This window comes from Streptomyces sp. NPDC048825 (assembly GCF_043198355.1).
GTDB lineage: Bacteria > Actinomycetota > Actinomycetes > Streptomycetales > Streptomycetaceae > Streptomyces > Streptomyces xiangluensis.
Window position 1 is genome coordinate 17606 of sequence record NZ_JBICUR010000016.1, and the last position, 18099, is coordinate 35704.

The window sequence follows — 18099 nt, forward strand, 5'->3', positions numbered from 1 at the left end:
CTCGCGGGCTCCGGTTCCCGCGGCCCCTTACCCTGGAAGGGTTATGACTCAGATCTCGCAGCGCCCCCGCCCCCTCCGCGTACTGGCCGCCATGTCCGGCGGTGTGGACTCCGCCGTCGCCGCCGCCCGCGCCGCACAAGCCGGGCACGACTTGACCGGTGTCCACCTCGCCCTCTCGGCGAACCCGCAGTCGTTCCGCACGGGCGCGCGCGGCTGTTGCACCATCGAGGACTCGCGCGACGCCCGCCGAGCCGCGGATGTGATCGGCATCCCCTTCTACGTATGGGACCTCGCCGAGCGTTTCCGCGAGGACGTGGTCGAGGACTTCGTCGCCGAGTACGAGGCCGGACGCACCCCGAACCCCTGCCTGCGCTGCAACGAGAAGATCAAGTTCGCGGCCCTGCTCGACAAGGCCCTCGCCCTCGGCTTCGACGCCGTCTGCACCGGCCACTACGCCAAGGTGATCGTGAACGACGACGGCACGCGCGAGCTGCACCGCGCCTCCGACATGGCCAAGGACCAGTCGTACGTCCTGGGAGTCCTCGACGACCGCCAGCTGGCGCACGCCCTCTTCCCGCTCGGCGACACGGTCACGACGAAGGACGAGATCCGCGCGGAGGCCGAGCGCCGGGGACTGGCCGTCGCCAAGAAGCCGGACTCGCACGACATCTGCTTCATCGCCGACGGCGACACCCAGGGCTTCCTGGCGAACCGGCTGGGCAAGTCGGAGGGCGACATCGTCGACGAGTCGGGTGACAAGGTGGGCACCCACGAGGGCGCGTACGGCTTCACGATCGGCCAGCGCAAGGGGCTCCGCATCGGCACACCCGCCCCCGACGGCAAGCCGCGCTACGTCCTCGACATCTCGCCGGTGAACAACACGGTGACGGTCGGCCCCGCGGCGTCTTTGGAGGTCTCTGCCCTGACGGCCATCAAGCCCCGCTGGTGCGGGGCGGCCCCCACCGGCCCCGGCACCTACACGGCCCAGCTCCGCGCCCACGGAGGCGAGACGACGGTCACGGCCGAACTCGTCGACGACTCGCTGGAGGTCACCTTCACCGAGCCCGTCCGCGGCGTCGCCCCCGGCCAGGCGATCGTCCTGTACGACGGCACGCGAGTGGTGGGCTCGGCGACGATCGCGACTACGGTGCGGGTGACGACTGCGGTGGCCTAGTCGGTCAGATGACTTCTACTTCGTAGAAGCACACGTGGTCCTTGATCTCCGCGACCTCCGGCTTCGGGTCCGGGTAGGTCCAGACGAGGTCGGGGGCGCCGGGCAGCGACCAGTAGGACGCGTCACCCTTGAACGGGCAGTGGGTGTGAGTGTCCGAGGGTGTCAGCAATTCGGTGCGTACGTCCTCAATGGGCAGGTAGTAGCGTACGGGCAAGCCTGTTTCGCGCAGCAGCAGCGGGCGTGTGCTCTCCGCGAGTACCTGCCCGTCGTGCACTACGCGTACGTGCTCGGTGCCCTTTTCGATGGTGATGCGGTGGCCTGCGGTCACGTTCCTGCTCCTCGGATTGCGGTCTCACCGGGTGCAGCGCACGCTGCTGGCGGATTCTTCCCTGACATCGTCCCGATCGGGAGTCCCTATGGGATCCACGCGACTGACCCGCTACCGCAAGAGCCTTGCGCATCAAGTGACTTACGCGCTGAGGCACCCCGACAAGGTGCCCCCGTACGCCCGCCGGGCCGCGCGTGATGCCTGGCTGCGTCTCAAGTACCGCGATCACATCGCGTACTACCGGGCTGTGATGGCCTCCGACGCCGCGCGCAGCACGGAGGCGGCGGTGGGCCACAATCCGTCACGCGACCGGTGGGCACAGATCGGGCGGATGCAGTTCGACTACCTGGTGCGGCACGGGCTGAAGCCGCAGCACAGGATGCTGGAGATCGGCTGCGGGAACCTCCGCGCCGGGCGGCTGTTCATCGACTACCTGGAGAGCGGCCACTACTACGGGATCGACATCTCGCCGGACATCCTGATCGCGGCCCAGGACACCGTCGTACGGGAAGGCCTCCAGGCCAAGCTGCCCCATCTGACGCTCACGGATGATCTGACCTTCGCCTTCCTGCCCGACGCGTCCTTCGACGTGGTGCACGCGCACAGTGTGTTCTCGCATTCGCCGTCGGACGTCATCGAGCAGTGCCTCGCCCACGTGGGCCGGGTACTGGCGCCCGGCGGGTTCTTCGACTTCACCTTCGACCGGACCGAGGGCAGAGAACACCAGGTGCTGCACGAGGACTTCTACTACCGCACCGACACGCTCGTCGAACTGGCCGCGAAACACGGCCTCTCGGCCCAGTTCATGGACGACTGGGAGAAGCTGCCGCACCGTCAGTCGAAGCTCCGCGTGAGCGCGATGTCAGAGGCGGCCCGTACGGTGAGTCCATGAACATCTGCGTCTTCCTCTCGGCCGCCGACCTCGACGAGCGCTACACGCGCCCCGCCCGCGAGTTCGCCGAACTGCTTGGCAAGGGCGGGCACACGCTGGTGTGGGGCGGTTCCGATGTCGGGCTCATGAAGGTCGTCGCCGACGGGGTTCAGGAGGCGGGTGGGCGGCTGCTCGGTGTCTCCGTGGAGTTCCTGGTGGCCAAGGCGCGGCCGGACGCCGACGAGATGGTCGTCGCGCGGGACCTCGCCGAGCGGAAGGCGCTGCTTCTGGAGAAGGCCGACGCCGTGGTGATCATGGTCGGCGGGACCGGCACGCTGGATGAAGCGACCGACATCCTGGAGCTGAAGAAGCACGGCCACACCACCAAGCCGGTGGTGCTGCTCAACACGGCGGGCTTCTACGACGGCCTCAAGGAGCAGTTCCGGCGCATGGAGGACGAGGGCTTTCTGCCGGTGCCGCTGACCGACCTGGTGTTCTTCGCGGAGGAGCCGGTGGGAGCGCTGGCGTACCTGGAGGAGTCGCTCGGCAAGCAGTGATGCGAGCATGGCGGACATGGCTACACATGTGATCACCGGGGCCGGTTCCGGCATCGGCGCGGCCGTCGCCCGCCGTCTTCACGCGCGCGGGGACGAGCTCGTGCTGCACGCGCGCGACGCGGGCCGCGCCAAGGAGCTGGCCGCCGAGTTCCCGGGAGCGAAGACCCTGGTCGGCGACCTCGCGGACCCGGACCGGCTGTCCTGGGCGTTCTCGCACCAGACGTTGCCCGACCGGATCGACTCGCTCATGCACATCGCGGGCGTCATCGACCTCGGCCCGGTCGGCGAGCTGACCCCCAAGACCTGGCGCCACCAGCTGAACGTCAACCTGATCGCGCCGGCCGAGCTGACCCGGCACTTCCTGCCCCAACTCCGTGTCGCCCAGGGACATGTGATCTTCGTCAACTCCGGCTCCGGCCTCAACGCCGGCCGCGAATGGTCCGCGTACGCCGCCTCCAAGCACGGCCTGAAGGCCCTCGCCGACTCCCTGCGCCACGAGGAGCACGCGAACGGCGTCCGCGTCACCTCGGTCTACCCGGGCCGTACCGCCGGCCCCATGCAGGCCAAGGTCCACCAGCAGGAGGGCAAGGAGTACGACCCCTCGAAGTGGATCGACCCCGAATCGGTGGCGACGACGATCCTGATGGCCCTGGACCTGCCCCGGGACGCGGAGGTCAACGACCTGACGGTGCGGCCGGGGCGCTGACCGCGCCATCACGATTACGTACGCTGCCGGTGTGAGCGACACCATTTTCCCGGGGGACGCCCCCCGCACCCCCAGCCGACGCAAGTTGAGGCCTGGTCCTGCGACCGGGGTCGGGTCGATGCCGGGCGAGGACGCCCGGGAGGCCGCCAGGACCGTGACCGGCACCTTTGAGGGGCCGGAGACGGGGATGCCGTATCTGGCGGAGCTGCCTGCCCGGGGGCCCGGGGCCGACATGATCGGGCGGACGGCCGGGATGCTGGTCGAGCTGTACGCGCGCGTGGAGCCCAGCGGATGGCGGATCGGTGACCGGCCGGGGCGGGACACCCGGCGGGCCAGGGCCTGGCTCCGTCAGGACCTCGACGCGCTCGAGGAATTCACGCAGGGGTACGAGGGGCCGCTGAAGGTGCAGGCGGTGGGGCCCTGGACGCTCGCGTCGGCGCTGGAGCTGAAGAACGGCCAGGCGGCGTTGTCCGACGCCGGTGCGTGCCGGGATCTCGCCGGATCGCTCGCCGAGGGGCTGCGCGCCCACCTCGACGACGTACGGCGGCGGGTGCCCGGCGCCGAGATCGTGCTGCAACTCGACGAGCCCTCGCTCGTCGCCGTCCTGCGCGGTCAGGTGAAGACCGCGAGCGGCTACCGCACCCACCGGGCCGTGGACCGCCAGGTCGCCGAGGGCACGCTGCGGGACGTCGCCGGCGTGCACGACGGCGGGCCCGTCGTCGTGCACACCTGCGCCCCCGACGTCCCGTTCGCCCTGCTGCGGCGGGCGGGAGCCGCAGCGATCTCCTTCGACTTCGGGCTCCTCACCGAGCGTGACGACGACGTGATCGGGGAAGCAGTGGAAGGGGGCACGAAGCTGTTCGCGGGCATCGTGCCGGGCACGGACGGCCCATTGTCAGACCCTGCCGGTAGCGTCATGGGTGTCAGGACGCTGTGGCGCAGGCTGGGGCTGAATCCGGGGCTTCTCGCGGAGTCGGTCACGGTCACTCCGACGTGCGGACTCGCGGGTGCTTCGCCCGAGTACGCACGCCGGGCGCTCGCCCACTGCGTCCAGGCGGCGAGATCCCTCGCGGACAACCCAGAGTAACGGGAGGACGACACGGTGGCCGGCGACAAGGACGCACAGACTGGCTCGACTGCGGGGCCCGTGCCCGCTGAGGCACGGGAGAAGCACGCGCAATTCGCGGAGCAGATCGAGGAGCACCGCTTCCGGTACTACGTGAAGGACGCGCCGGTCGTCAGCGACGCGGAATTCGACCGGCTTCTGCGCACCCTGGAGGCCCTCGAGGACGAGTATCCCGAGCTGCGCACCCCCGACTCCCCGACCCAGAAGGTCGCGGGGGCGTACGAGACGGACTTCACGGCGGTTCAGCACCGCGAGCGCATGCTGTCGCTGGACAACGCCTTCGACGACGCCGAGCTGGCGGCCTGGGCCGACCGCGTCGCGAAGGAGGTCGGCACCTCCGACCACCACTTCCTGTGCGAGCTGAAGGTCGACGGCCTCGCGGTCAACCTCACTTATGAGCACGGCCGCCTCACACGCGCGGCGACCCGCGGCGACGGCCGCACGGGGGAGGACATCACACCGAATGTGCGGACGATCGCCGAGATCCCCGACCGCCTGAGGGGTGACCGCATCCCCGCCCTCGTGGAGATCCGCGGCGAGGTCTACTTCCCGATGGAGAAGTTCCAGGAGCTCAACGCCCGCCTGGTGGAGGCCGGAGACAAGCCTTTCGCCAACCCGCGCAACGCCGCGGCGGGTTCACTGCGCCAGAAGGACCCCCGCGTCAGCGCCACCCGCCCGCTGCACATGGTGGTGCACGGCATCGGCGCGAGAGAGGGCTTCGACGGACTCGACCGGCTCTCAGAGGCCTACGGCCTGCTGCGCGAATGGGGCCTGCCGACGACCCCGTACAGCAAGGTGGTCGACGACCTCGACGGCGTACGGGAGTTCATCGCGTACTACGGAGAAAACCGTCACTCCGTGCAGCACGAGATCGACGGCGTCGTCGTGAAGCTCGACGAGATCCCACTCCAGGGCCGCCTCGGCTCGACTTCGCGCGCCCCGCGCTGGGCGATCGCGTGGAAGTACGCGCCGGAGGAGGTCAACACCAAGCTGGTCAACATCCGTGTGGGCGTGGGCCGGACGGGTCGCGTCACGCCGTATGCGCAGGTGGAGCCGGTCACCGTGGCGGGCTCCGAGGTCGAGTTCGCGACACTGCACAACCAGGACGTGGTCAAGGCCAAGGGCGTCCTCATCGGCGACACGGTGGTGCTGCGCAAGGCCGGTGACGTCATCCCGGAGATCCTCGGCCCGGTCGCCGATCTGCGCGACGGCAGCGAGCGGGAGTTCGTGATGCCCGCCGAGTGCCCCGAGTGCGGTACGCCGCTGCGGCCGATGAAGGAGGGCGACGTCGACCTGCGCTGCCCCAACGCACGTACGTGCCCGGCCCAGTTGCGCGAGCGCCTCTTCTACCTGGCGGGACGCAAGGCGCTGGACATCGAGAACTTCGGCTACGTCGCCGCCGCCGCGCTGACCAAGCCTCTGGAGCCGGCCGAGCCGCCTCTCAAGGACGAGGGTGACCTCTTCGATCTCACCATCGAGCAGTTGCTGCCCATCAAGGCGTACGTCCTCGACCAGGACAGTGGCTTGCCGAAGCGGGACCCGAAGACCGGCGAGGAGAAGATCGCCACGGTCTTCGCCAACCAGCAGGGCGAGCCCAAGAAAAACGCGCTTGCCATGCTGGAGAACATCGCCGCCGCCAAAAGCCGCCCGCTCGCCCGGGTGCTCACGGGGCTGTCGATCCGTCATGTCGGTCCGGTCGCGGCCGAGGCACTGGCGCGCGAGCTCCGCTCGATCGACAGAATCGAGCAGGCCACCGAGGAGGAGCTGGCCGCCACCGAGGGAGTCGGCCCGATCATCGCGGCCTCCCTGAAAGAGTGGTTCGCGGTGGACTGGCACCAGGAAATCCTGCGCAAGTGGCGGGCGGCCGGAGTTCGGATGGCGGAAGAGAGTTCGGGCGAGGACGAAGGACCGCGCCCGCTCGAAGGACTCACCGTCGTCGTCACCGGAACGCTCGAACACCACACACGGGACGGCGCGAAAGAGGAACTCCAGATCCGGGGCGCGAAAGTGACCGGATCGGTTTCGAAGAAGACGTCTTTCGTGGTCGTAGGTGACAATCCTGGATCGAAGTACGACAAGGCTATGCAGCTCAAAGTGCCTGTTCTGAACGAGGACGGCTTTGCCGTTCTGCTCGAACAAGGGCCGGAAGTAGCCGCTGAAGTCGCGCTTCCGATCGAGGAGTAGGGATTGAAGGCCACCCGTTCGGCGCATACCAGATGCATGCGGGTGGCCTGGTCGCATTCGGGCAACCGTAGACGACCGGTGCCCGTAGAAGCCTTCTGCGGCCTACTGTTGAGATGTGCGCCTGCCGTGCCCGGCTGCGGTTGGGGCATCTCCCGCTCGTCAAGAGCGGGGGAAGAGTTTTCAGACGCGGTGCCGTTGAGTGAGTGTCGGGCATCGGGCCGCGTGGCGTGGGCACCGCCGGCTGTGAGAGGGACGGGTAATGGAACCGACCGAGAGCGCCGCCCCGGACTCACGGCTGCGCCCACGCTGGGTGACCGGCATACGGAGATGGGGGGCGTCCCTGGGTGCCGCCGGACAGCGAGCCGTGGGCGGGCAGCGCAATGTGGTGGACGGGCACGCGCCGGGCACGGACACGCGCGGACAGGGGCACGGGCAGGGCCAGATGAGCGACGGCTCCGGGCTCGGGATCCGCGGCGCCCGCCCCGGGCTTGGGATGCCGGGCCGGCAGAGCACCGGTTCCGGGCTGGGAATGCCCAGCCATGAAAGCACCGGCGCCGGGCACGGGCTGCCCGGCCATGAACCCGAGAGGCAGACGTACTGGCCCACACTGCCCACGGCGGTCGTCGCGGCGGCCGGGTTCGTGCTGGGCGCGGGCTTCTTCCGGGGATTCACCGGGTACCAGGCGCTCTTTCCGTCCGGTTCCGTCGGCTGGTCGCTTGCCGTGCTCGTCGGCATCATCGTCGGCCATCTGGTGGCGCTCGGCCGCGCCCGCTGGTGGGGCGGCACGGGCTCCGGCGCGGCCCTCACACTCGCCGTCCTGCTGCTGTACGGCTGGGTGCCCGCGGGAATGGTCAGCCTCATCGTCGTCGTGCTCGTCGGCATAGCGCGCCGGCACCGCTGGCGGCAGGGCGTGCTGCAAGGCGCGGTGGACATTCTGGGCATCGGCGGCGGTGCGCTGGTGCTGGCCGTGTTCGGCCGGGTCCCGTCCGTGGAGGAGCCCTGGAACCCGGAGAGCTGGACCGTCTACACCGCGCCCGAGGTGGTGTTGGTGGCAGTCGCGTATCTCGCTGTGACGCGCGCGCTCCTCTGGTACCTCCATGCGCCCCGTGCCGGAGTGCCGACCGTCGCCCGTACGGCCCTGGTCAGACACGGGCTCGTGGCCGTGGCGCTGCTCGGCATCGCCCCGCTGATCTGCGTCGTCGCGATGTCCGTTCCCGTACTGCTGCCGCTCTTCTCGATCCCGCTCATCGCGCTCGACTTCAGTCTGTGGATAGCCCGCGCCCGGGCCGAGGAACAACTGCGCGACCCGCTCACCGGGCTGCCCAACCGTCAGTGGCTCCTCGAACGCACCTGGACGGCGCTTGAGGACGCCGAGCGGATCGGTGCGCGTTCCGCACTGATGCTGATCGACCTGGATCGTTTCCGGTCCGTGAATGACACGCTGGGACATCTTGCGGGGGACCGGCTGCTGTTGCAGATCGCGGATCGGTTGCGGCTGGCGTTGCCGCGCGGGGCGGAGGCCGCGCGGCTCGGTGGTGACGAGTTCGCCGTACTGCTGCCCGTAGCCGACTCGACGACGTCCGCGACGCGGGTGGCTCGTAACCTCGTCGCCGCGCTCGGTTCGCCGCTGGACCTCGACGGGCTGACGCTCGTGCTGGAGGCCAGTGCCGGGCTCGCCGTCTTCCCCGACCACGCGCTGGACGCGGAGGGGCTGCTGCGGCGGGCGGATGTCGCGATGTACCAGGCGAAGCGGGACCGTACGGGAGTGGAGGTGTACGAGTCCAAGCGGGACTCCAACACCCCTGACCGCCTGGGGCTGTTGGGGGACCTGCGCCGGGCTCTGGATTCCGGGGACGTCGAGTTGCACTACCAGCCGAAGGTCCGCTTCGACGGACAGGTGGCCGGGCTCGAGGCGCTCGTACGGTGGGTGCATCCCGAGCGGGGGAAGGTGCCGCCGGACGAGTTCATAGCGATCGCCGAGTCGTCCGGGCTGATGCCGCATCTCACGGAGTATGTGCTGGAGACGGCGCTCGGGCAGGTGGCCCGGTGGCGGGCCCAGGGGCTTTATGTGCCGGTGGCCGTGAATGTGTCGCCGCGGGATGTGCATACGCCGGGGTTCGCGGGGTCGGTCGCCGCACGGCTGGCGCGGCATGGAGTCCCGGCGGGGGCCTTGCAGCTGGAGATCACCGAGCATGTGCTGCTCGAGGACCCGCACCGGGCCGCGGCCACGCTGGCCGCGCTGACCGGGCACGGCGTGAAGATGTCGCTCGACGACTTCGGGACCGGGTACTCCTCGTTGGTGCACCTGCGTCGGCTGCCCGTGAGCGAGCTGAAGATCGACCGGTCCTTCGTGGCTCGGCTGGCCGTCGACACGGAGGATGCCGAGATCGTCCGCTGCACTGTCGATCTCGCTCATTCGCTGGGGCTTCTCGTCGTTGCCGAAGGGGTGGAGGACGACGAGACGTGGGAGCGGCTCCGGGATCTCGGATGCGACGCGGTTCAGGGGTGGCTGGTCGCCGCGGCGATGCCCGCGGAGGAGACCACCGCGTGGCTTCGGGCCCGCGGGTCCAGGGGGTGGCAGCGGCCTCGGGCCGCGCTGCCCGCGGCTGCGGCGGATGATCCGGGGCGGGTCGTTTAGGGGCACAGCACCCCAGAGGGCGGGAGCAGAAAGGAAACCCGGGCGCAGCCACCCGCACCGGCGCCATAGGATTGGCGCAAAGCACACACACTCACCCCTGAGGATCGCTGCATGCCTGGCATCACGCGCGAGGAGGTCGCCCACCTCGCACGGCTGGCGCGTCTGGAGCTGAAGGGCGAAGAGCTCGATCACTTCGCCGGTCAGCTCGACGACATCATCGGCGCGGTCGCCCGCGTCAGCGAGGTCGCCGACCAAGACGTACCGCCGACCTCCCACCCGCTGCCGCTGACGAACGTCATGCGCGCGGACGAGGTCCGTCCGTCGCTCACCCCCGAGCAGGCGCTGTCCGGCGCCCCGGCCCAGGAGCAGCAGCGTTTCAAGGTGCCGCAGATCCTGGGGGAGGAGTAACCCGACATGACGGACAGCAACGTCACCATCATCAAGCTCACAGCCGCCGAGATCGCCCAGAAGATCGCCGCCGGCGAACTGACGGCCGTGCAGGTCACCGAGGCGCACCTCGCCCGTATCGAGGCCGTCGACGAGAAGGTGCACGCCTTCCTGCACATCGACCGGGAGGGCGCGCTCGCCCAGGCCCGTGCCGTCGACGACAAGCGGGCCAGGGGCGAGAAACTCGGTCCCCTCGCGGGCGTGCCGCTCGCGCTCAAGGACATCTTCACCACCGAGGGGATCCCGACCACGGTCGGTTCGAAGATCCTCGAGGGCTGGATCCCGCCGTACGACGCGACCGTCACCCAGCGGCTGAAGGCTGCCGACGTCGTCATCCTCGGCAAGACCAACATGGACGAGTTCGCCATGGGGTCCAGCACCGAGAACAGCGCGTTCGGGCCGACCGGCAACCCGTGGGACCTGACGCGTATCCCCGGCGGCTCCGGCGGTGGGTCCTCCGCCGCCCTCGCCTCCTTCCAGGCCCCTCTCGCCATCGGCACCGACACCGGCGGCTCCATCCGCCAGCCCGCCGCCGTCACCGGCACGGTCGGCGTGAAGCCGACGTACGGCGGCGTTTCCCGGTACGGCATGGTGGCGTTCTCGTCCTCCCTCGACCAGGGCGGCCCCTGCGCCCGTACGGTCCTGGACGCGGCCCTCCTCCACGAGGTCATCGCCGGTCACGACCCCCTCGACTCGACCTCCATCGACGCGCCCGTACCGCCCGTCGTCGAAGCCGCCCGCAACGGCAGCGTCACCGGCATGCGCGTAGGCGTCGTGAGGCAGTTCAGCGGCGAGGGCTACCAGGCGGGTGTCGTCCAGCGCTTCGAGGAGTCGGTCGCGCTCCTCAAGGAGCTGGGCGCCGAGATCGTCGAGCTGGACTGCCCGTCCTTCGACCTGGCGCTGTCCGCGTACTACCTCATCGCGCCGTCCGAGTGCTCCTCCAACCTCGCCCGCTTCGACGGTCTGCGCTACGGCCTGCGCACCGGCGACGACGGCGGCCGCTCCGCCGAGGACGTCACCTCCCTCACCCGTGAGGCGGGGTTCGGGGACGAGGTCAAGCGCCGCATCATGCTCGGCACGTACGCCCTGTCGAGCGGCTACTACGACGCGTACTACGGCAGCGCCCAGAAGGTCCGTACGCTCATCACCCGCGACTTCGAGAAGGCCTTCGAGCAGGTCGACGTGATCGTCTCGCCGACGACGCCAACCACCGCCTTCCCGATCGGTGAGCGCGCCGACGACCCGATGGCGATGTACCTCGCGGACCTGTGCACCATCCCGACCAACCTGGCCGGCAACGCCGCCATGTCGCTGCCCTGCGGTCTTGCGCCGGAGGACAACCTCCCGGTCGGTCTGCAGATCATCGCCCCCGCGATGCAGGACGACCGCCTCTACAAGGTGGGCGCCGCGGTCGAGGCCGCCTTCGTGGAAAGGTGGGGACACCCGTTGATCGAGGAGGCTCCGTCGCTGTGAGCAAGGCACTGTCGAAGGCCAAGGGCTTCAAGAAGTCGAAGTCCGGCACGTACCTGTCCATCGCCACGACCGCGTTCGGCGCGATCGGTGTCGCCAAGCAGATCAAGAAGGCCCGCGTCGAGAACGACACGCTGCGGCTCGTCGACGCCGTGGTGACCGCCGCCGGCGTCGTCACCGGTCTCGCACTGCTCTACCGCGAGCTGAAGCGGCTGGGCGACGACGACGTCCTGCTGGGCTGAGAGGGAAGTTTCACCGTGACCACCACGACCGACCTGGTGTCGTACGAGGACGCGCTGGCGTCGTACGACCCCGTCATGGGCCTTGAGGTCCATGTCGAACTCGGCACCAAGACCAAGATGTTCTGCGGCTGTTCGACCGAGCTGGGCGCCGAGCCGAACTCGCAGACGTGCCCCGTCTGCCTCGGCATGCCCGGCTCGCTCCCGGTCATGAACGCGACCGGTGTCGAGTCCGCGATCAAGATCGGTCTCGCGCTGAACTGCGAGATCGCCGAATGGTGCCGTTTCGCCCGGAAGAACTACTTCTATCCGGACATGCCGAAGAACTTCCAGACCTCCCAGTACGACGAGCCGATCGCCTTCAACGGCTATCTGGACGTCCAGCTGGAGGACGGCGAGATCTTCCGCGTGGAGATCGAGCGCGCCCACATGGAGGAGGACACCGGCAAGTCCACCCACGTGGGCGGCGCCACGGGCCGTATCCACGGCGCCTCGCACTCCCTCCTCGACTACAACCGCGCCGGCATCCCGCTCATCGAGATCGTCACCAAGCCGATCGAGGGAGCGGGGGAGCGCGCTCCCGAGGTCGCCAAGGCGTACGTGGCCGAACTGCGCGAGCTCATCAAGGCACTTCGTGTCTCCGAGGCCCGCATGGAGATGGGCCAGATGCGCTGCGACGTGAACCTCTCGCTGCGCCCCAACGGCACCGAGAAGTTCGGTACGCGCTCCGAGACGAAGAACGTCAACTCGCTGCGGTCGGTGGAGCGGGCCTGCCGGTACGAGATCCAGCGGCACGCCGCCGTCCTGGGCAGCGGTGGCACGATCGTCCAGGAGACCCGCCACTTCCACGAGGACACGGGCTCCACGACCTCCGGGCGCGTGAAGGAAGAGGCGGAGGACTACCGCTACTTCCCCGAGCCGGACCTCGTCCCCGTCGCTCCGACCCGCGAGTGGGTCGAGGAGCTGCGGGCGGGCCTGCCCGAACTGCCGCGGGTACGCCGCAACCGGCTGCGTGAGGAGTGGGGGATCTCCGAGCACGACATGCAGTCGATCCTGAACGCGGGCGCGGTCGATCTGATCGCCGCCACGATCGAGGCGGGTGCCGACTCGGTCTCGGCGCGCAAGTGGTGGATGGGCGAACTGGCCCGGAACGCCAACGAGTCGGGGCGTCCGATCGACGAACTGCCGATCACGCCCGAGCAGGTGGCCCGGGTGACCTCGCTGGTCAAGGAGGGCTCCCTCAACGACAAGCTGGCCCGTCAGGTCATCGAAGGCGTTCTCGCGGGCGAAGGCACCCCGGACGAGGTCGTCGACAAGCGCGGCCTGAAGGTCGTCTCGGACGAGGGCGCCCTCACAGCCGCCGTCGACGAGGCCATCGCGGGCAACGCGGCCATCGCGGACAAGATCCGCGGTGGCAAGGTGGCCGCGGCGGGCGCCCTCGTGGGCGCGGTCATGAAGGCCACGCGGGGGCAGGCCGACGCGGCCCGAGTCAAGGAACTGATCCTTGAGAAGCTGGGCGTCGAGGGCTAGCGCTCGCTCTGTCGCTTGAGGGGCGGTGCACCTGGGTTCAGGCGCACCGCCCCTCGTGTGTGCCGCCCTGGGGACTCCGCCCCCAGCCCCCCGTATCGGCCTGGCGGCCTCGTCCTCAATCTCCCCCAGCTACCGCTGGGAGGTGCCCCCAGACGGGCTCAAATGCGGCAACCGAACCGCCATAGGAAGCGCCAGCGCCATCAACCCCGCACAGTAGCGTCGTACGGAACCCGTCCGTAGCCGTCAGCGCCGTGCCGATGGACGCGGCGATCTGCAGGATGATGCTCAACGCCGTGCTGCCCACGGCGACTTCACCTGTTTCTTGCGAGGAGGCCCCGGTGTTCACGCCGAGGGGGAATCGCATCCGGGTGTCGCGACGCTGAGCGTCGCCGCTCCCGGTTCAGGGCGCGGAGCGCCCGTACCGCTGTCGGCATCGCCGAGGGTGAAGCGAACACGTGTGCCTGTGATCGCTGGTCGGGGTGGTGGCCGGGGGATCGGGGTGCGTGTGTGCTGGCGTCGTACATATGGTCCTTCGGAGAGGTTCGGGACGGCACGGTGGCCCGGCCAGGGGCCGTGAGGGGGGCGAGATGGCGCAGGTGACGGCGGCTGCGGAGGGCGGGCAGGACCGCTACACCTACCGGCTGCGCGTGTCGTTGACCGCCCGCACCGCCCTGGCGGCGGAGTGGGACCGATGCCGCTGGGTGTGGAACGAATGCGTCGCCAAGTCCAGGGCCGTACACCTGCACAACAAGTCCACCGGCCAGAAGGCCACCTGCGGCCCGGCGCAGCTCGACAGGATGCTGACCGAGGCCCGCGCCTGTACGCCGTGGCTGCGTGAGGGCTCGTCGGTTCCCCAGCAGCAGGTCATCCGGGATTTCGGCAAGTCCAGGGCCAAGGCGCACAAGGACATCCGCGAGGGGGTTGCGCAGCACCGTCGGGCGGGGATGCCGACGTGGAAGACCAAGCGCGAGGCGCTGCCGACCCTGAACTACACCCGGCGCGGCTTCCGTCTCAAGGACGGCCGGCTGCACCTGGCTGGCGGCATCGTATTGACCGTGGTGTGGTCGCGGGACCTGCCCGCAGAGCCGTCCTCGGTGCGCGTATACCAGGACAGCCTCGGGCACTGGTACTGCTCGTTCGTCGTCCCCGCCGAGGTGCAGCCGTTGCCCAAGACCGGCCGCGCACTCGGTGTCGACTGGGGTGTGAGGGAGACCGCGACCACCACGTCCGACGCGCACGACCTGCCGCACGCCGAGCACGGCAGGAAGGCGCAGCAGAAGCTGACCCGGTACGACCGGATGATGGCCCGCCGCAAGCCGAAGCAGGGGCAGGCTGCCTCGAAGGGCTACCGCGCGGCGAAGAAGCTGCGGGCGAAGGCGCACAAGAAGGTCGCCAGGCAGCGGGAGGACACCGGCCGCAAGTGGGCCAAGAAGGTGGTCCGCGACCACGACGCCCTCGCGGTGGAGGACTTCTGTCCGAAGTTCCTGGCCAGGACCACCATGGCCCGCAAGGCCGCGGACGCCGCCATCGGCGCCACCAAGCAGGCTCTGATCGAGATGGGCCGCAAGCACGGCAGGGCCGTGCACCTGGTCCATCCCGCGCACACCACGATGGACTGCGCGCAGTGCGATGCGAGAGCCAAGCATCGCCTGCCGCTGGGTGAGCGCACCTACACCTGCACCGCGTGCGGAACCGCGTCTCCACGGGACAAGAACTCCGCACGCGTGATGCTCGTCCGGGCTGGTCTCAACCCGGCTGGTGCCGATGGCGGAAGACCTCCTGGAGCGCTGCTCCAGGAGGCGGCCTGAGCCAGGAATCCCCTCCCCTTCAGGGAGGGGAGGATTCAAATAAGCGTGCTGTGAAGTCCCTCGCATTTCTGTGAGTAAGTCCACGAAAACGGCTAACGATCTCTACCGCCTGCAAGAGTTGTCCACGTATTGCTCATGTGTTCTTTGCTCGGCGGTTCCCGGTAAAGATCCACAATCCCCACCCCACTGGGAGCTCGTTCGTGGCAGCACTCGCGCGCTGGTGTGTCAGGCACCGCCTTCTGGTCGTTCTGCTCTGGATCCTCGCGCTCGGCGGTACGACCGTCGTCGCAGCGGTCGCCGGATCCGCGTACTCGAACGACTACAAGGTGCCAGGCACGGAATCCGGCCGCGCCGCCCAGCTGCTGCAGAAGAGCTTCCCGGACCTCGGCGGGGACAGCGACACGATCGTCTGGCACACCGGTTCCGACAGGGGTTTCGTACGGGCCGCCAATGTCGAGCAGACGATGACGGTCACCCTCGACAAGATCGAGGGCCTGCCCGGCGTGGCCTCCGTGACCGACCCGTACGACAGCCAGGGCGCCGGTCGGATCAGCGACGACGGGCGTACCGCCTACGCCACGGTCACCTTCGACGAGCAGTCCAAGGACGTCGACCAGGCCGAAGTCCAGGCCGTCGTGGACACTGCCAAGGACGCGGAGACGGACGGCCTCCAGGTCGAGCTGGGCGGTAACGCCATCGGGCTCACCGAGTCGTCGGGCGGCCATGTCGCCGAAGTCGTCGGCGTGATCGTCGCCGCCGTGGTGCTCTTCCTCGCCTTCGGGTCGCTCGCCGCCTCCATGCTGCCGATCGCCACGGCCCTGGTGAGCGTCGGCACGGCGTACGCCGGGATCGTGCTGCTCGGCCACTTCATGACCGTCGCCGATTTCGCGCCGATGCTCGGCATGCTGATCGGCCTCGGCGTCGGCATCGACTACGCGCTGTTCATCGTCACCAGACACCGACGCGGACTGAAGCGCGGGCTGCCGGTCGAGGAGGCCGCGCGGAGCGCCGTGGCCACCACCGGACGCGCCGTCGTCTTCGCGGGCGCAACGGTGTGCATAGCCCTGCTCGGCATGCTCATCCTGCGGCTCAGCTTCCTCAACGGCGTCGCGATCGCCGCCTCTCTGACCGTGATCCTCACCGTCGCGGCCTCCGTGACCCTGCTGCCCTCGCTGCTCTCCTTCATCGGCATGCGCGCCCTCAGCCGCCGCGAGCGCCGCCACCTGGACGAGCACGGTCCCGCGCCGGAGATTCCCACCGGGCTCGCCGCCCGCTGGTCCGCCTTCGTCGAGCGGCACCCCAAGCTGCTCGGAGTCGTCGCCCTCGCCGTCATGACCGTGCTGGCGCTGCCCACGCTCGGCCTGCACCTCGGCACCTCGGACCAGGGCAACAACCCGGAGACCGCCACCACCCGCCAGGCGTACGACCTCCTGGCCGACGGCTTCGGCCCCGGCGTCAACGGCCCGCTGACCCTCGTCACCGAGGTCGACGGCGCCCAGGACCGGCTCGCCCTCGACAACCTCGACACCACACTCCGGTCGACCGAGGGTGTCGCCTCGGTGACCCCGGTGACGTACGACACGGGCGGCGACACCGCGTACCTCACCGTCGTGCCGGAGTCCTCGCCGCAGTCCCAGGAGACCAGCGACCTCGTCGACCGGCTGCGCACCGACGTGCTTCCGCGGGCCGAGTCGGACGCCTCGCTGGACGTGCACGTCGGCGGTGTCACCGCCGGTTACGACGACTTCGCCGAGGTCATCATCGGCAAGCTGCCGCTGTTCGTGGGCGTCGTGATCGGGCTCGGCTGCCTCCTGCTCCTGCTCGCCTTCCGCTCCATCGGCATACCCCTGAAGGCCGCCGCGATGAATGTCGCGGCCGTCGCCGCCGCCTTCGGCGTCGTCGTCGCGATCTTCCAGTGGGGCTGGGGGAGTGAGCTGCTGGGCCTCGGCAGCGCGGGCCCGATCGAACCATTCCTGCCAGTGATCATGGTGTCCGTGCTCTTCGGGCTCTCCATGGACTACCAGGTCTTCCTGGTCAGCCGGATGTACGAGGAATGGCTGGAGACCGGCGACAACCGGCGGGCCGTCCGCGTCGGCCTCGCCGAGACCAGCCGGGTGATCAACTCCGCTGCCGTGATCATGATCTCGGTCTTCCTCGCCTTCGTGCTCAGCGGCGACCGCGTCATCGCGATGTTCGGCATCGCGCTCGCCGCCGCGGTCGCGCTCGACGCCTTCGTACTGCGTACGCTCCTGGTGCCCGCCCTGATGCACATGCTCGGCGGCGCCAACTGGTGGCTGCCACGCTGGCTCGACCGCCGTCTGCCACGCATCAGCATCGAACCGCCCGACTCCAGCCCTGCCGGCCCCTCCCATGCGACGATTCCGGCTGCGCGCGACGGCGCGCTGATGGACGTACTCGTGAAGGAGCGGCAGCAGGATGTACGCGATATCCCTGGGTGAGGACGGCGCCGAACTGCGACCCCTGGAGCCCTGGCACGCCGAGGAGTTCCTGGCGCACCTGGACCGGGGACGTGAGTTCATCGGGCAGCACATCCCCTTCGGGGCGAACGCCACGGATGCCGACTCCGCGCGCGAACTCCTCCAGTCGTACGCCGACAAGCGCGCCGCCGACACCGGCAGCCTGCACGGGCTGTGGCTGGACGGGAAGCTCGTCGGCGGTGTGCTGTTCCTGCACTTCGACGCCGAGCGGGGCACCTGCGAGGTCGGGTGCTGGCTGGAGCCGGCCGGCGCGGGACGCGGGCTCGTCACCCGCGCCATGGGGATCCTCATCGACTGGGCCGTCGACGAGCGCGGCATCCACCGTGTGGAGTGGCAGGCGTCGACCGCCAACGAACCGAGCATCAACGTGGCGCGGCGGCTGGGCATGAGCCGCGACGGTGTGCTCCGGGAGAGCTACCCCTACAGGGGCGTGCGCCAGGACCTCGAAGTGTGGTCCGTGCTCGCGCCGGAGTGGCGTGACGGACGCGCGCGTGCAGCTCGCGACGATCATTAAGACACTTCT

At 69.5% G+C, this 18099-nt stretch carries 15 protein-coding genes; 14 read left to right on the forward strand and 1 reads right to left on the reverse strand.

Annotation, left to right across the window (positions count from 1 at the left end):
• Positions 1 to 43: 43 nt before the first annotated feature.
• Complete coding sequence (mnmA, locus tag ACGFNK_RS32605; protein WP_393421657.1) at positions 44 to 1174, forward strand: tRNA 2-thiouridine(34) synthase MnmA; 1131 nt, start codon at positions 44 to 46, stop codon at positions 1172 to 1174.
• A 4-nt stretch (positions 1175 to 1178) separates the two neighbouring features.
• On the opposite strand, the gene ACGFNK_RS32610 is transcribed toward mnmA, so the two are convergent.
• Entirely contained in the window at positions 1179 to 1502 is a 324-nt protein-coding gene (locus ACGFNK_RS32610) for a DUF427 domain-containing protein (protein WP_386357103.1), read from the reverse strand.
• Between the two features lie 88 nt (positions 1503 to 1590).
• On the opposite strand from ACGFNK_RS32610, the gene ACGFNK_RS32615 reads away from it, so the two are divergent.
• From ACGFNK_RS32615 to ACGFNK_RS32675, 13 genes are all read left to right on the forward strand, one after another.
• Positions 1591 to 2394, forward strand: coding sequence for a class I SAM-dependent methyltransferase (locus ACGFNK_RS32615; protein WP_393421659.1), 804 nt, complete (start codon positions 1591 to 1593; stop codon positions 2392 to 2394).
• On the forward strand, positions 2391 to 2930 hold the full coding sequence (locus ACGFNK_RS32620; RefSeq protein ID WP_393421661.1) for a TIGR00730 family Rossman fold protein: 540 nt from the start codon (positions 2391 to 2393) through the stop codon (positions 2928 to 2930). Before ACGFNK_RS32615 ends, ACGFNK_RS32620 begins: the two co-directional genes overlap by 4 nt.
• 7 nt (positions 2931 to 2937) lie before the next feature.
• Positions 2938 to 3636: an SDR family oxidoreductase gene (locus tag ACGFNK_RS32625; protein WP_393421663.1), complete on the forward strand. Its 699-nt coding sequence runs from the start codon at positions 2938 to 2940 to the stop codon at positions 3634 to 3636.
• 85 nt (positions 3637 to 3721) lie between these two features.
• The gene (locus ACGFNK_RS32630; protein ID WP_393421947.1) at positions 3722 to 4723 is read left to right on the forward strand and encodes a methionine synthase; all 1002 of its coding nucleotides are present in this window, start codon (positions 3722 to 3724) and stop codon (positions 4721 to 4723) included.
• 15 nt (positions 4724 to 4738) lie between these two features.
• Positions 4739 to 6946, forward strand: coding sequence for an NAD-dependent DNA ligase LigA (gene ligA / locus ACGFNK_RS32635; protein ID WP_393421665.1), 2208 nt, complete (start codon positions 4739 to 4741; stop codon positions 6944 to 6946).
• Positions 6947 to 7205: 259 nt separating this feature from the next.
• On the forward strand, positions 7206 to 9584 hold the full coding sequence (locus tag ACGFNK_RS32640) for a putative bifunctional diguanylate cyclase/phosphodiesterase (RefSeq protein WP_393421667.1): 2379 nt from the start codon (positions 7206 to 7208) through the stop codon (positions 9582 to 9584).
• Between the two features lie 111 nt (positions 9585 to 9695).
• On the forward strand, positions 9696 to 9992 hold the full coding sequence (gene gatC, locus ACGFNK_RS32645) for an Asp-tRNA(Asn)/Glu-tRNA(Gln) amidotransferase subunit GatC (RefSeq protein ID WP_165339132.1): 297 nt from the start codon (positions 9696 to 9698) through the stop codon (positions 9990 to 9992).
• 6 nt (positions 9993 to 9998) lie between these two features.
• On the forward strand, positions 9999 to 11504 hold the full coding sequence (gatA, locus tag ACGFNK_RS32650; RefSeq protein WP_393421669.1) for an Asp-tRNA(Asn)/Glu-tRNA(Gln) amidotransferase subunit GatA: 1506 nt from the start codon (positions 9999 to 10001) through the stop codon (positions 11502 to 11504).
• Positions 11501 to 11743 (forward strand): hypothetical protein, encoded by a 243-nt coding sequence (locus ACGFNK_RS32655; RefSeq protein WP_165256369.1) that lies wholly within the window; start codon positions 11501 to 11503, stop codon positions 11741 to 11743. Before gatA ends, ACGFNK_RS32655 begins: the two co-directional genes overlap by 4 nt.
• 15 nt (positions 11744 to 11758) lie before the next feature.
• The gene (gene gatB, locus ACGFNK_RS32660; RefSeq protein ID WP_393421671.1) at positions 11759 to 13270 is read left to right on the forward strand and encodes an Asp-tRNA(Asn)/Glu-tRNA(Gln) amidotransferase subunit GatB; all 1512 of its coding nucleotides are present in this window, start codon (positions 11759 to 11761) and stop codon (positions 13268 to 13270) included.
• A gap of 587 nt (positions 13271 to 13857) precedes the next feature.
• Positions 13858 to 15078 carry an RNA-guided endonuclease InsQ/TnpB family protein gene (locus ACGFNK_RS32665; protein WP_393421673.1) on the forward strand — a complete coding sequence of 407 codons (1221 nt, stop codon included), beginning with the start codon at positions 13858 to 13860 and terminating at the stop codon, positions 15076 to 15078.
• A 200-nt stretch (positions 15079 to 15278) separates the two neighbouring features.
• Positions 15279 to 17537, forward strand: a complete 2259-nt coding sequence (locus ACGFNK_RS32670; RefSeq protein WP_393421675.1) for an MMPL family transporter — start codon at positions 15279 to 15281, stop codon at positions 17535 to 17537.
• Entirely contained in the window at positions 17515 to 18090 is a 576-nt protein-coding gene (locus ACGFNK_RS32675; RefSeq protein WP_393421677.1) for a GNAT family N-acetyltransferase, read from the forward strand. The genes ACGFNK_RS32670 and ACGFNK_RS32675 overlap by 23 nt, the downstream gene beginning before the upstream one ends.
• Positions 18091 to 18099 lie beyond the last annotated feature (9 nt).

Coding starts and splice junctions, on each gene's coding strand:
- mnmA (WP_393421657.1), top strand. CDS start 44: ATGACTCAGATCTCGCAGCGCCCCCGCCCCCTCCGCGTACTGGCCGCC.
- ACGFNK_RS32615 (WP_393421659.1), top strand. CDS start 1,591: ATGGGATCCACGCGACTGACCCGCTACCGCAAGAGCCTTGCGCATCAA.
- ACGFNK_RS32620 (WP_393421661.1), top strand. CDS start 2,391: ATGAACATCTGCGTCTTCCTCTCGGCCGCCGACCTCGACGAGCGCTAC.
- ACGFNK_RS32625 (WP_393421663.1), top strand. CDS start 2,938: ATGGCGGACATGGCTACACATGTGATCACCGGGGCCGGTTCCGGCATC.
- ACGFNK_RS32640 (WP_393421667.1), top strand. CDS start 7,206: ATGGAACCGACCGAGAGCGCCGCCCCGGACTCACGGCTGCGCCCACGC.
- gatC (WP_165339132.1), top strand. CDS start 9,696: ATGCCTGGCATCACGCGCGAGGAGGTCGCCCACCTCGCACGGCTGGCG.
- gatA (WP_393421669.1), top strand. CDS start 9,999: ATGACGGACAGCAACGTCACCATCATCAAGCTCACAGCCGCCGAGATC.
- ACGFNK_RS32665 (WP_393421673.1), top strand. CDS start 13,858: ATGGCGCAGGTGACGGCGGCTGCGGAGGGCGGGCAGGACCGCTACACC.
- ACGFNK_RS32675 (WP_393421677.1), top strand. CDS start 17,515: ATGTACGCGATATCCCTGGGTGAGGACGGCGCCGAACTGCGACCCCTG.